The sequence below is a fragment of the Streptomyces sp. NPDC088124 genome (genome assembly GCF_040685895.1).
In the GTDB taxonomy this organism is placed as follows: domain Bacteria; phylum Actinomycetota; class Actinomycetes; order Streptomycetales; family Streptomycetaceae; genus Streptomyces.
Genome location: NZ_JBFBJB010000035.1, coordinates 1 through 12,722 on the forward strand (window position 1 = coordinate 1; position 12,722 = coordinate 12,722).

The 12,722-nt window shown below is 70.4% G+C and carries 11 protein-coding genes and 4 pseudogenes; 7 read left to right on the plus strand and 8 right to left on the minus strand.

Annotated elements, in window-relative coordinates; translation table 11 throughout:
* The first annotated feature begins 275 nt into the window (after positions 1–275).
* Entirely contained in the window at positions 276–656 is a 381-nt protein-coding gene (locus tag AB0P17_RS26705) for a hypothetical protein (protein ID WP_365814554.1), read from the plus strand.
* Between the two features lie 18 nt (positions 657–674).
* On the opposite strand, the pseudogene AB0P17_RS26710 reads toward AB0P17_RS26705, so the two are convergent.
* Positions 675–842: pseudogene (locus tag AB0P17_RS26710) on the minus strand (lipase); the annotation flags it as partial.
* Between the two features lie 352 nt (positions 843–1,194).
* Positions 1,195–2,157, minus strand: a complete 963-nt coding sequence (locus AB0P17_RS26715; protein ID WP_365814469.1) for a zinc-binding dehydrogenase — start codon at positions 2,155–2,157, stop codon at positions 1,195–1,197.
* 94 nt (positions 2,158–2,251) lie between these two features.
* Here AB0P17_RS26715 and AB0P17_RS26720 point away from each other — a divergent pair, with 94 nt between their 5' ends.
* Complete coding sequence (locus AB0P17_RS26720; RefSeq protein ID WP_365814470.1) at positions 2,252–2,890, plus strand: helix-turn-helix domain-containing protein; 639 nt, start codon at positions 2,252–2,254, stop codon at positions 2,888–2,890.
* A gap of 236 nt (positions 2,891–3,126) precedes the next feature.
* A complete protein-coding gene (locus AB0P17_RS26725; RefSeq protein ID WP_365814471.1) occupies positions 3,127–3,492 on the plus strand; it encodes a hypothetical protein in 366 nt (121 codons plus the stop codon).
* Here the strand turns inward: AB0P17_RS26725 and AB0P17_RS26730 are convergent.
* Positions 3,479–3,667: pseudogene (locus AB0P17_RS26730) on the minus strand (hypothetical protein); the annotation flags it as partial. The gene AB0P17_RS26725 and the pseudogene AB0P17_RS26730 overlap by 14 nt on opposite strands.
* On the opposite strand from AB0P17_RS26730, the pseudogene AB0P17_RS26735 reads away from it, so the two are divergent.
* Positions 3,653–3,799, plus strand: a pseudogene (locus tag AB0P17_RS26735) (transposase); the annotation flags it as partial. The pseudogenes AB0P17_RS26730 and AB0P17_RS26735 overlap by 15 nt on opposite strands.
* Before the next feature lie 134 nt (positions 3,800–3,933).
* Positions 3,934–4,185: pseudogene (locus tag AB0P17_RS26740) on the plus strand (zinc-binding dehydrogenase); the annotation flags it as partial.
* Between the two features lie 784 nt (positions 4,186–4,969).
* Here AB0P17_RS26740 and AB0P17_RS26745 read toward each other — a convergent pair.
* On the minus strand, positions 4,970–5,839 hold the full coding sequence (locus tag AB0P17_RS26745) for an LLM class F420-dependent oxidoreductase (protein WP_365814472.1): 870 nt from the start codon (positions 5,837–5,839) through the stop codon (positions 4,970–4,972).
* A 133-nt stretch (positions 5,840–5,972) separates the two neighbouring features.
* On the opposite strand from AB0P17_RS26745, the gene AB0P17_RS26750 reads away from it, so the two are divergent.
* Positions 5,973–6,299 carry a hypothetical protein gene (locus tag AB0P17_RS26750; RefSeq protein WP_365814473.1) on the plus strand — a complete coding sequence of 109 codons (327 nt, stop codon included), beginning with the start codon at positions 5,973–5,975 and terminating at the stop codon, positions 6,297–6,299.
* A 293-nt stretch (positions 6,300–6,592) separates the two neighbouring features.
* Positions 6,593–7,900 carry an MFS transporter gene (locus AB0P17_RS26755; RefSeq protein WP_365814474.1) on the plus strand — a complete coding sequence of 436 codons (1,308 nt, stop codon included), beginning with the start codon at positions 6,593–6,595 and terminating at the stop codon, positions 7,898–7,900.
* Between the two features lie 186 nt (positions 7,901–8,086).
* Here the strand turns inward: AB0P17_RS26755 and AB0P17_RS26760 are convergent, their stop codons facing one another.
* The 4 genes from AB0P17_RS26760 to AB0P17_RS26775 form a co-directional block, all read right to left on the minus strand.
* On the minus strand, positions 8,087–8,383 hold the full coding sequence (locus AB0P17_RS26760; protein ID WP_365814475.1) for a hypothetical protein: 297 nt from the start codon (positions 8,381–8,383) through the stop codon (positions 8,087–8,089).
* Positions 8,384–9,047: 664 nt separating this feature from the next.
* Positions 9,048–10,115 (minus strand): ScbA/BarX family gamma-butyrolactone biosynthesis protein, encoded by a 1,068-nt coding sequence (locus AB0P17_RS26765; RefSeq protein WP_365814476.1) that lies wholly within the window; start codon positions 10,113–10,115, stop codon positions 9,048–9,050.
* 54 nt (positions 10,116–10,169) lie between these two features.
* Positions 10,170–11,804, minus strand: coding sequence for an FAD-dependent monooxygenase (locus tag AB0P17_RS26770; protein ID WP_365814477.1), 1,635 nt, complete (start codon positions 11,802–11,804; stop codon positions 10,170–10,172).
* Entirely contained in the window at positions 11,801–12,478 is a 678-nt protein-coding gene (locus tag AB0P17_RS26775; protein WP_365814478.1) for an HAD family phosphatase, read from the minus strand. Before AB0P17_RS26775 ends, AB0P17_RS26770 begins: the two co-directional genes overlap by 4 nt.
* Positions 12,479–12,722: the final 244 nt, after the last annotated feature.

Here is a 12,722-nt window from a genome sequence, read left to right on the forward strand (position 1 = left end):
GCGGCCGGCACCGCCGATCTCGCCGTGGAGCAGGCCAAGAAGGTGCCCGGTCTGATCGAGCAGATCAGGGCCGAGGCGCCGGGGCGGATCGAGGCGCGAACGTCCGCGCCCTGCACTCGCTCGTTGGCCGCGCCAGTGAGAGCCGGCCCCACCGGGACAGCTGCCGCCCCGGCCCGCAGCCGACCGCACCCGCCGCGCCGGGGGAGCGCCGGACGCCTCCGGACGGCTGGCGCCGCGCGATCGCGGCGCACCGCCAGGCCGCGCCGCCGTTCCGCATGGACCCGGGTATCGCAAAAGCGGCGGAGCGGAAGGCCGCCGCGCTGCGTGCCCAGCGCGCACATGCCTTCCCCGTCGACCTGACCGCCGCGGACGACGCCCCGGTGCTGCTGCAGGACACGCGGGCCGAACGAAGACGCTGTCGTTCCCGGCCGGAGGCGGGAAGATCCAAGCAGGACTTCGTCAGCGCGACGACCGAGTCCGCCGAACGCACGTTCAACGGGGAGATCAATGCCGAGGTCCACGAACCGGTGTGGACCGAGTCCAACTCGGTGCCCCTCTCGGTGATGTGCGGGAAGGGGGACCCGACGAATGGGGCCTCCCCTTCCCTCTCGGCCAACGCACTTGTCTCGAACGGGGCGAGCGGGCCGCGTCCTTGAATCAGGCGGCGCCCCTCATCAGGTGGCGTCCCTGAACACGGGCAGATAGCCGCCCGACTGGCCGGCGTCCGTCGGGTGGTAGGACTCGCCGATGCTCGTCAAGTTGACGCTGTGCAGCCAGGCACTGCCCGAGCAGAGCTCGTTACCGGTGAAGGTGGGGCGGACATCGCCGAAGGTGAAGCCGTGGTCGGCGGTTCACCGCTTGTGCTGAGCCAGGTGCGGCTGGTGCCTCGCAGGGGTGCCTGCATCGGGAAGCGGTGGTGGAATTCGGCGATGGCCTGGGTGACGACGAGGAGGTCGTCGCTGAGGATCGCCCGTCTCCAATGGCCTGATGCGAACAGTTTGATCAGCCACGTGCGCGCTTGGTCAAGGCACAGGATCAAGCAGGGACCGTCCACATGTCCGGCGAACGTCCAGCAGAGCGACCAAGTGCAAGTCGTATTTCGGAACGCGACGTTTAACGACGACAAGCTCAGAGCGTGCGGCAACCAGGCGCCGCGCCGGGCCGGGATGTGATCATGACGGAGCGAGCGCGGGGCTACGGGGTCAGCACGATCCTGCCGAATACTTCACCGGCGTCCATCTTCTGGTGTGCCAGCACAGCTTCGTCCAACGGCAGCAGCTCGTGCACCACCGCTTCGATCTCGCCACGGCCGGCTGCTGCGAACTGCTTGCTGCGTACGGCGCTCAGGTCGGCTGAAGTGACGGTAGCTGCGCTGAAAGCGGCGAAGGACATCGACTTCTGGAACGCCGCCATGATCTTCGTGCCGAAGTCCGCGGGCGGCTGACCTGCGACAGCGCCCACGGCCACCATGCGGCCGTTCGGGTTGAGCCGGTCGAAGAACGACGGCATGTCCTCACCGGCCACAACGTCGATGATGACGTCATAGCCGGCGGGAGCCGCGTCCCCTCCGCCACCGGAGCGGTCCAGCACGTGGGTGGCGCCGAGACGGCGCAGCCGCTCGCCGCGCTCCGATGACGATGTCGTGACCGCCACCGCGGCGGCACCACCGCGAGCCGCGAGCTGCACTGCCATGATCCCGATACCGCCGGCCGCGCCACGCACCAAGACCGTCTCGCCGGGAGCGAAATGGGCGTGACCAAGCCCGAAGTGGGCCACCGCACCGGCGCTGCCGAGCGTCACCGCGGCGGCGGCCGACAGGCAGTCGGGCAGGGGGAGAATCTGCTCGACCGGCGCGACGGCCTGTTCGACGTAGCCTCCGCCGGTGCCGGTGAAGCCCCACACTCGCCGGCCGATCCACGACACGTCGACCCCGTCACCGACCGCGGTCACGGTGCCCGCCACCTCGCCACCCGGGATGTGGCCCTCCTTGAAGCCGTAGGCGGCCAGAGCCCCGCTTCGGATCAGGGTGTCGACACCACCGACGCCCACCGTCTCGGTGGCGATCAGCACCTGCCCGGCAGCAGGTGCGGGTACCGGCAGGTCGACAACAGCCAGACCGTCAGGACTTCCGAACGTCTTGATCGAGATTGCCTTCAATGTGGTCTCCAGGTCTTCGGACTGCTCAAGCGCGAGAGCTTCTACGGCTCGGACGGTAACGGACGCCCCCGTCCGCTTAGGTAAAGTGAGAGTGGTGACCGACCGTTTGCCTCATACGTTGCGTTCCGACGCGCTGGACAATCGCGAACGCATCCTCGACGCAGCCCGAGCGCTGTTCTCCACCGATGGCCTGGACGTGCCGATGCGTGAGGTCGCGCGGCGTGCCGGGGTGGGACCTGCCACCTTGTACCGTCACTTTCCGACCAAGCAGACGCTGGTCGCCGATGCCTTCGCGGACCAGCTGCAGGCATGCCGCGCCATTGTCGACGAGGGGTGCGCAGATCCTGATCCGTGGCGCGGCCTGTGCCTGGTGATCGAGAAGATCTGTGAGCTGCACGCCCGCGATCGGGGCTTCACCGAAGCCTTCCTGTCGACCTACCCGGGGGTGAAGGATGTCGCCGCAGGCCGTGAGTACACGGTGAAAGCAGTCGCCGAACTGGCACAGCGAGCCAAGGAAGCTGGGAACCTGCGGTCCGACTTCGTCCTGGACGACCTGATTCTCATACTCATGGCCAACAAGGGAATCCACGCCACATCGACCGCCACCCAGGTCAAGGCCGCCCGACGCTTCGCAGGGCTGGTGATCCAGGCTTTCGAAGCCTGCCCTCGGCACGCACCACTACCACCAGCGGCACGACTGGCATCCGCACCACCCCACGGCCTGTCGCGGTAAATACCACGGGCATGGCGCCGACGGTCGCGTTCAGGAGATGTCACCGCGTGACGCCTCCTGGTGACGCAAACGGCACACTCGGGGTTGAGGAACAGGCACTGACCTTGTTCTTTGTCTTCGGACATGATGCAGAGCCACCAGAGTCCCGAAGCAGCTGCCCTGTGGGACAGCCGTGGCGCTGTCGCGCACCTGCAATCCAGTCGACGCGGCACGGTCTTGCTCCGGAGAATCAGCGCATGAGCCTCAATGCGGATACCTACGTATACGGAGCCAACGGCGAGTGGACCCTTCTGGAAGATCCCGACGACGACTACAGCAAGACCATGGCCGGATTCGAGAGATCGCGCAGCAAGCTGTGGGGCTCTGAAGCGGTTCGGGCGCTGGGGGCTCGCTTCTTTCCCCGGCTCGACGGCGACAACCTCAAGGTCGAGCCGGGGGAGATCGACGACTTCCTGGCCGAGTGCGAAGCGATACGCCCGTACCTCGATCACCTTGGTGAAGTCAGCGGTTACGGCGCGGAGTACGTCACCGGATGCTTCAACAACATCGTTGCCGCTTCCGTGCGAGCCAAAGCCGAGGGCGGCGGTGTCATCGTCTGGTGAGCTTGATCCTTACCCTCGGGCGTCGCAGAGTCGGCATATACCAGGATCTACCTGGCCTGCCGATGGCCTTGAGGGTCTCGGGGCGTTTGACGGTCCTGCCGACGTCGTAGCGGGATGCGGGACGGCGGTTCCTGCTTCCGGGCGGCCGTCCGGGACCGGCGCCTGGCTGGAGCACGACGGTGAACTTCCCATCGTCGAAGGCTCCCTGGTCCGCCTCAAAGTCGAGCGCCTCTCCAAGGACCGGGAAACACCGCCGGTATGGCTGTGGTCCTCCCGGACGAGAGCCACCCCGGCCGACGTAGACCGCTGCCGGCAAGTGATCTTGCGCCCCGAGCCATCCTGGTCAGGCTGTCGGGCGGGGGCGTCCCCGCTTCCCACCTGGCCGTCAAGCCCGGCGGTCTGTCATTCGAGCAGGCCGCCGCGCTGGCCACTCCGGCGGTCATGGCCGCGGCCGGGCTCATCGACCGTGCCCGCCTCCGGACAGGTCAGCGGGTCTTCGTCAACGGAGCGACCGGCGGTGTCGGCGAGGCAGTCGTCCAACTCGCCAAGTCCCTCGGCGCCACCGTCATCGGAACCAGCGGTCCCGCCTCGATGCCACGCGCCCACGACCTCGGCGTCGACCGGGTCTACGACTACACCACCGTCGACCCAGCCGGTCAGGGGGAGCTTCAGGGCACGTTCGACGTCGTCTATGACACAGTCGGCTCCCTGCCGGTCAGGACGGCGATGCGGTTGCTGGACAGGACCGGCGTCTACCTCGACATCAACGCCACCCCCCGCGAAGTTCGCGCACGCCGCGTTCGTCCGCCGACACAAGATCCTCTTCTGCAGGCCCGACCCCCGGATTCTCGCCCATGTCGCCGACCGGGCCGTCGCCGGAGAGATCCGCATGTCCATCGGGGAAACCGTTCTCCTGGAAGGTGCCGTCTCCCTGATCGCCGGCCTGGAAGAGGGCCGCAAGATCAACGGCAAGGGTCTGATCAGCGCCGTCCCGAGCAGCTGACGGCTCCGGCCGGCGCCGGCACCCTTGCGCCCGCACCATCGCGTGGGCGGCCCGGCGAGGACCGCGGCCTCGACCGGGCACGTCGCCCCCAACCGTGGTCACTCTCCGGTGCCGTCGTCCTCGTCGGGCCCGGACTCGCAGCGGTCGCAGGGCCGCGTCGGCGGGGTCGGGTCCGCGCTCGCGGTCGATCGGCCGGCCCGTCGGGCAGGTGTCGCAAATCCTCAGAGATCTCGACGCTCGTGCCGTTCCTCCGGCGGATCACGCCCGTGGCCGGCGGTGAATCGGTGCGTGCCCGAGGGTGACGGCCGGAATCCACTGATCACGTAAGGGAGACGGGCCCTGCACACGACGACGGCGGAGCTGTCCTGGGTGTCGGACTCCTTTGTCCTGCCCATGGCCGCGTTGCTGCCCACCACGCCGGCACTGATCAGCCACGCGGTCCCGGACCCGAGCCGGTGTCCCGGCCGGTCCTCACTATTCCGCCGGGCGAATCCAGGTCTGGGCGAGTTCCGCAACCCAGGTGGCCGCCGCGTCGGGAGCGGGCGGGGGAGCGCCGACGACGACGAGTTCGGTGACGCCCGCTGTGTCGAGTGCGGGGAGGTGGTCCGGGGTGCCGTCGCTCAGTGCTACGGCGACCGTGAGCTCGTCGAAAGCGCGACCGCGGCGGGCGCACTCGTCGGCGAGAACGGCGATACGTGCCGGCACGTCGGCCGCCGGGATGCCGAAGCCGTACCAGCCGTCGGCGAGCGTGACCGCCCGGTGCAAGGCGGTGTCGCTGTTGCCGCCGACCACGACCGGGAGCCGGCCGCCGTGCAGCGGTTTGGGGTTGACCCGGATCGCGTCGAAGCGGGCGAACTCCCCTGTGTAGGAGGCCGGGTCCTCGGCCCAGAGGGTGCGCATCGCCGCAACGTAATCGTCGGTGCGCCGCCCGCGCCTGGCGAAGGGGACTCCGAGCGCTGTGAATTCCTCGGCCGACCAGCCGACCCCCACCCCGAGGCTGAACCGCCCGGCGGAGAGCATGTCGAGTGTGGCGGCCTGTTTGGCGACCACGACCGGGTTGTGCTCAGGGAGCAGGAGTACGCCGGTGGCGAGTTCGATCCGGCTGGTGACCGCCGCCGCAAAGGCCAGGGCAAGCAGCGGGTCCAGCCAGTCCGCGTCCGCGGGCACGGCGATCCGGCCGTCTGCGGAGTAGGGATAGCGAGACGCGGGCGCGTCCACGAGCACCACGTGCTCGCCGCACCACAGCCTCGCGAAGCCGTGCGTCTCCGCGGCTGTGGCCACCGCACGGATCACCTCGGGGCGGGCACCGTCACCGATACCGAGCGCGTGCAGTCCCACTCGCATCCTCCACCTCCGAGCGTCACCTTAAGCACAAAGCACGGATGGCTCGCGAGACGCGGCCCGCCGCGCGCGGGCATGCCGCCCGGACGAGCGGCACCACCCGCCACGGCCCGCGCCGCGATCGCCGCTGGAGCCGATGCCGTCGCCGCCCTCACCGGCCACGGCGACGCCGATCCAGGAACTGCTCCCCGCCACCGTGTCCCCGGACCGGGCCGCCCTCGTCGGCCTGCACGCGTGGACCGAGGGTGACTTCCCCAACGTCGCCGCGTGGAGCATCCAGACGTTCTCCCCGGACGAACCGCGTGCCTCCTCCCGTCCCCTGCTCGACTGGCTCGCGTCCACCGGTTGCTCACGCGTCGCCCTCCACTTCGCCGTCGACGCGGTCGACGGCGACGAGATCGTGCTCGGCCTCGGCGCCGACCCGGACGGGCTCACGAGCAGCGAGGTACGACGCGTCATGTGAGGCCCGCCCGTGCGCGGTGAGTCCGGGCCGGTGTGCTCCCAGGATCGCGGTCGCCGCACCGCACCATCAGGAGCGGCATCGACGTCGGCCTCCGCACCTCGGCCGTCCACCCCGTCACATCGGGGAGAAGGCCGTCAGCGGGCCGCCGAGCGGTTCCTCGCACCCTCCGGAGCCCGGGCCGTAGCGGAGAACCGTCGTCCTGCCCGTCGCTTAAGCCGCGCTTCAGCGTCGCCCCATATGGTCGCGCCCGGAGTTGCCCTCGGGTGAGTGGCAGCGAACAGTGAAGGGGTGCCATGGAGATCCCGGTACGGCTGCGACAGGCCCGGTCCGCGCTGCTCCTGGTCTTTCTCGTCCACGGGGCGGTCTTCGCCCTGCTGGTCACGCGCATCCCGGCGATCCAGGACCGGTACGGGCTCAGCGACGCCGCGCTCCCGATGTTTCTCGCCGCCGTGCCGATTCTGGCCGGCGTCGGCAGTGTCACCGTCTCGCGTGTGGTGCGCAAGGTTCCCGCCTCCGTGGTGGTACGCGTCCTCCAGCCCCTGATCTGTCTGTGCCTGGTCGGGGTCGGGGCGGGCGAGTCGGTCTGGCAGCTCATGGCCTGCCTGGGCGCCTTCGGGCTGCTGGTGGGCGCCATGGAGGCGAGCCTGAACATGACGGGCGTCGGGATCCAGCGCGGCTACGGCCGCAGCATCATGCTGGGCTTCCACGGTTCCGCCAGCCTCGGCGGCATCCTCGGTGCCGTGCTCGCCTGGGCCGGAGCCAACTGGCACCTCTCCCTGCTCGTCCTCTTCGCCGGTTCGGTCACCCTGCTGCTGCCGTTCACGGTGTCGGTCGGCCCGCGACTGACCCGGCAGCCGGACGGGCCCGGCACGGTGACCGGCGGCGGTGCCGCGGCCGAACCGGCCGCACAGCCGTCCACGGAGTCTTCGTCCGCGCAACCTTCCTCCCCACGGCCCGCTCGCCCGCGCGGCGTCCCGTGGAAACCGCTGCTGCCGCTCTGCCTGATCATGACCGTGGCTGTCATCGCCGACTCCACCGCCAGCAACTGGAGCGCCAAGTTCCTTGAGGACACGCTGCACAGCTCGGAGGCGATGGCGACCGTACCGTACGCCCTCTACATGGCGGCCACACTCCTGGGCCGCAGTCTCGGGGACGGCTGGGTGCAGCGCTGGGGAGCGGTGGCCGTGGTGCGGGTGGGCGCCCTGCTCTCCGCCGTGGGGTTCGCCCTCGTCGCCGCCGCGCCGGAACCTCTGACCGGCGCGTTCGGTTTCGCCGTCCTCGGCGCGGGGCTGTCCGTGATCCTGCCCCAGCTCTTCGTCGTCGGTGCGCAGCGGCTGCCGGGGGCGGTGGACACCGCCGTGGCCCGCGTCAACCTCTTCAACTACGTGGGCTTCCTGATCGGTCCGCCCCTGGTCGGGGCCGTGGGGGCAGCCGTCTCCTACCGAGCGGCCATGTGCGTGCCGCTGCTGCTCATCCTGGGCATCCTCCTCGTCGCCGGCTCCCTGGCCCAACCGGACCCGGTCGACTCCGAATCGGGCTCCGGCCCCGAATCAGCCCCGCCCGTCCCGCGGCCCGAGACGACCACGACGAACGCCCGCTGACGGCACCGCGCCGACACGACAGGAAGAGCCCGGCCGACACGGATGTGCTGGTGTCGGTCGGAGGGGGCCGGAGGGTTGTCTGTGTCCGGGCTTCGACGAGGGCTCCTGTGGTGAGTTCGGCCGTCAGCTCGTCGGGCAGGATACGGATGTCCTCGATCAGTCTTTCGAGGCGGATGGCCTACGAAGTCAGCGCGGCGGCGGAGTTGGGGGCGCCGTGTTCGTGCACCAGTTGGCTGCGCTTTCCAGGGACTGGTGTGTGGGGGCGAAGGCGCCGCGGCTGTTGTCGACGGTGTGGTCGAACACCTCGGTGAACCGGTCGAGATCGGGGGCGGCCTGGGAGGCGTCGGTCGCGGCGCGGACGGAGACTCCGGAATCCGGCGGCTGCTCGTACCCGTCGTGTGTCGCGATGGCAGGTGTCTTTTCCGGTAGCCGGCGGGGCTTGCGTCGGGAGCCTTCGTGCTCCCACGGCTTCGGTCGAGCCACCTCACACTCCCGGATCGTCAGTTCCGGAGGGATCCAATCAGCTCGGAGATCATTCTGTGAGGCGTTTTTGAACCGACAGCCGTGACAGGCGCAACTCCCGGGGGCCTCACGCGCACTCACCTTGCCGCTGTACTCAGTGCCGCCGCACTCACCGCATGCACGCTCCTGGGCGCGCCCGCGGCCACTGCCCAGACCTCCGCCTACCCGACCAGCGAATTCGGCCTCACTCCCGGGAACACATACACGAGGGGCAAGAACACCTGGTACAACCGGTCGGTCACCGTGGCGGGCGAACACAAGTCTGGCGCCCCGGCAAGCTGCCGGGGCGGGACGATCCTCGGCTCACTCGTACCGCTCACCCGCCGCGCACCCCCGGCCCGGGGGCCGCCGCCCCGCGTCGGCAGCGATCGCGCGGGCCCACCTCACCCGACCGGACTGCCTGGCCCCGCCGGGCACCGAGAGGAGGAACCCGCGGTCCCCGGGCCCGTGGAACCCGGTACGCCAGCCGCCGCGCGCCCCTGGCCGGCACCGCCCTCGTACAGGGAACAACGTGACATCACGGGCACAAGATCGGTCTACCCGCCCCCGAGACACCGGCCGGACAGCATCACCGCGGGCCGGAACAGCCCCGGACACTCACCCGGGTTTCCAGCGTCCGAGTCATTCAGACCCACTGCGCCACCTCGAGCTGCATGGCCGTGGTGACGGTGTCCTCCTGCACGGCCTCCACCACGACGGGAGTGGTGAAGGTGCACAGGTCTTCGTCCCAGCGGAATCCGTCGACGGTCGCTCGCAACCTGGTGATGCGGTCGAGCTCCGCGTAGTCGGCGAAGTCGGAGGTGAGGGAGGCGACCGACAGGCTGTAGGGGTCCAGGGCGTGCAGCCGGGCGACGGCGGCGACGGCCAGCTGACGCGCGGCCTCCATCTGCAGATGGCCCGGCACATGGTCCAGCGGATGGTCGAAGACGTGCGGGTGGCTGGTGTCCACCACCAACTGGCAGCTGAACCGTCCCGCGTCGGCGACGGGCTCGGTGACGAACACGTTCCGGGAGTCCCGCCGTCCCACATGGGAGGGCTCGGCCGCCGTGAAGCGCGGCAGCAGGAAGCCGGAGCGGTCGGGCGACAGCCGTCTGCTGCGCATGGCCTGGTAGGCGGACTTGGACAGGATCAGCAGCCCGCCCTCTCCCTGCATCGCGGGCTGTCCGTCGACCTCGATGTCCCCGGTGAAGCTGAACCCCTGCAGACGGCCGGCCTTGTTGCGCCGGGTCCGCACGCTCACGTTGATCCGCGCGTTGGCGGGTCGCGATCCGATCCGCAGTGATGCGAAGGCGGTGGTACGGAGCGTCAGGTTCCGGAAGATGAACGCGGAGCCCAGTTGCACTTCCAGGTGGCGGTGGGCGATCAGGACCCCGGCCTGACGCACCACTTCGACCATCAGGCTGAAGTCGTAGAGCGGGAAGCTCTCCCCGATCATATGGGCGCGCGGGAGCTGTGCGGCGACGACGAAGGTGTCCTCGCCCGTCTCGGTCGAGTCGGTGACGAACACCTCGGCTATCGAGGCTCTGTGGACCAGGGCGCGTGGAACGGTCGCGTCGTAGCTCAGCTCCACGTGGTCGTTCCCGGGTGACACGGGGGCCGTCGCGGGCGCGGGGGTGGAGGCGGGTACGGTCATGGGGATCGGCGTGGGCGCATGCGAGGAAAGGGACGGGGACGCGGACATGGGGATGGTCATGGTCGATCCTTCCAGGGAGATAGCACGAGCGGTGTGCTGAACCTCGTCAAGGCCCTACGGCCGGTACCGGGTGATGCGAGGCGGCCGGGACGGGAGCCGGGAGAGGAGCGCGTCGAGGTCGGCCAGGCCCGAACGGGCCGCGACGACCCCGTCGGGCCGCAGATACGCGCACCACGGGGCACCGGCTCCGCCCAGCGCGTCGCCCGTCTCCCGCGCCACGGCGAGCCCGGTGCCGTCCTGCGGGAGATCGGTGGGAGCCGTGCCGGCAGGCTGGATCCACAGCACCCGCACGATGTCCCCGGCACCCCGCTTCCCCACGATCGCCGCGGCTCGCGCGGCGAGTTCCCCGGCAGCCAGGTCGCCGTGAACCAGCACGGTGTGCCGGCCGGCCGACAGGTGCGCGTGGAGCGACTCCGCCTCAGAGCCGTGCACCGGGGCGAGCGCCAGGTCGGGGGCGCGTCGGCCGAGCCGAAGTGCGCGCGGTACGGACGGGGCACCGTCGAGATCGGCCACCGCCGGGCTCCCGGAGTGGTCCAGGTCGAGCTGGGCGAGCAGGGGGATCACCTTCTTCTCCAGCAGGCCGGTGGCGGACAGCAGTCGCAGCACCGTGTTCCGCAGGAGCCGCGCCGCCGGATTGCGCAGCAGCCACATCCGGGTCTGCTGATCACCGTTCGCGACCGCCCTGACGGACGCCGGGCGGCGTTCCGCCTCGAAGCTGTCGAGCAGCGCCGGATCAGTGCCTCGTACGACGCTCGCGAGTTTCCAGCCCACGTCGTAGCCGTCCTGGACACCCGTGTTGAGTCCCTGGCCGCCCGCGGTGGTGTGGGCGTGCACCGCGTCGCCCGCAAGCAGCACCGGGCCCTCCCGGAACCGCGGGGCGACCTTGGCGTGCACAAGGAAGCGGCTGGCCCACCAGGTGCCGTGCAGGCGCAGCCCGCCAGGACCGCGTTCGTCGAGGAGCCGCTGCAGCAACTCCTCGGAGGGCGGTTCGGTCTGCCCGTCCGGCTCCATGTCGAAGAAGACGCGGTGGCCGTCGGGCTGGGGGACGATGACCAGTACGCCGTCCGGTGCGACGTGGTGCTGCACCTCGGCCTCGGCGGGCACCCCCTCCAGCCGGCCGTCCCCGATCAGGAACATGCGGTCGAAGGTGTGACCCTCGAAGGGGATGCCGACGCTGTCGCGCACCAGGCTGCGGGCGCCGTCGGCGGCGATCAGCCAGGACACCGTGAGAGTCTCCTCGCCACGGGCCGAGCACAGCGTCACTGTCGCGGACTCCGCGGTGCCGCCACGGTTCACGGTGACCGCCGTGACCTCGGTCTCCCACTCGACGGTGCCGCCCAGCTCCGTCAGCCGGGCGTGCAGCGCCCGCTCGGTCACCGGCTGCGGTACGCACAGGGGGCCGGGGAAGGCGGTACCCGTCAGCCCGCCGAAGCGCGCCCCGGCGAGACGCCGGCCGTTCGACCAGTACGACGCCCCGGTCAGCGGCAGCGCCGTCTCGGCGATCTTCTCGGCGACGCCGAGGCGGTGCAGGCACTCCAGGGCGCCGCTCCACAGCACCAGCCCCTTCGGGGCGATGCCGGGACCCGGGCGCCGGTCGACGACGCGGCAGGGCACGCCGAGGTCCCGCAATACGGCGGCGGCGGTGAGTCCGGTGGGCCCGGCGCCGACCACCAGAACCGGAACGGTCAATTCAGCTCACCTCTCGCGGTCTCGGCGGCCCTGGCCGGGGGGCGGTCGAGCAACGCGGAGATCTCGCGGACGGCGCTGTCGGTGTCGGCGAACCGCACCGAGCGGATGCCGAGTTCCGCCGCGGCCACGCAGTTCTCCTCCGTGTCGTCGACGAACAGGCAGCGCTGCGGAGTGGTGCCGAGCCGTTCGAGCAGGATCCGGTAGATGGCCGGGTCGGGCTTGCGTACGCCTTCCCGGTGTGAGTCCACGACGACATCGAAGAGCTCGTCGACGGGGAACTGGGCGCGCCACAGCGGTTCCCACTCGCGGACGTTGTTGGTGAGCAGGGCGAGCCGGTACCCGTCGCCGCGCAGGCCGCGCAGGAACTCCAGGAACGGCTCGTTGGGGCGCCGGCCGCGGAACCACAGCTCGCCGAAGCTCCGCCCGTCCGCCAGGACGCGGCCCGCGTCCTCGGGGAGTTCGGCCAGGATCCGGTCCACCATCCGGCGCTCCGTGATCGCGCCGGTCTCCAGTGCCGCCATCGGCATCTCCCCGTGGCGTCCAGTCGACGCCAGGAGCGCCTGGGCGAGGGCGCCCGAGTCGATCCCGGCCAGTTCGGCGAAAGCGGCGAAGGTCTCCACGAGCGGGTTCGTCAGCACGCCCCCGTAGTCGACGACGATCGTGTCGAAGGCCATGTCGTTCCCTTCTCCCAACACGACGCGGCGTACCGACCGCGACCGTGGCCTGAACGGTTGAGTGGCTGTCATCGAACCCCCTTGCCCAGAGGTGCTCCGGGTTGCTCCGGCGTCCGCCTGACGTGGTGCTCCGGACGCTAACGACGAGGACTTGCGCCGTGCCAAAGCCGCTGCGCCCCGCCAGGACGAGCGCACCCCGCCGGAGCAAGCGCGGGAGGACCTGTTGAGGTCCTCCCGCATCCCG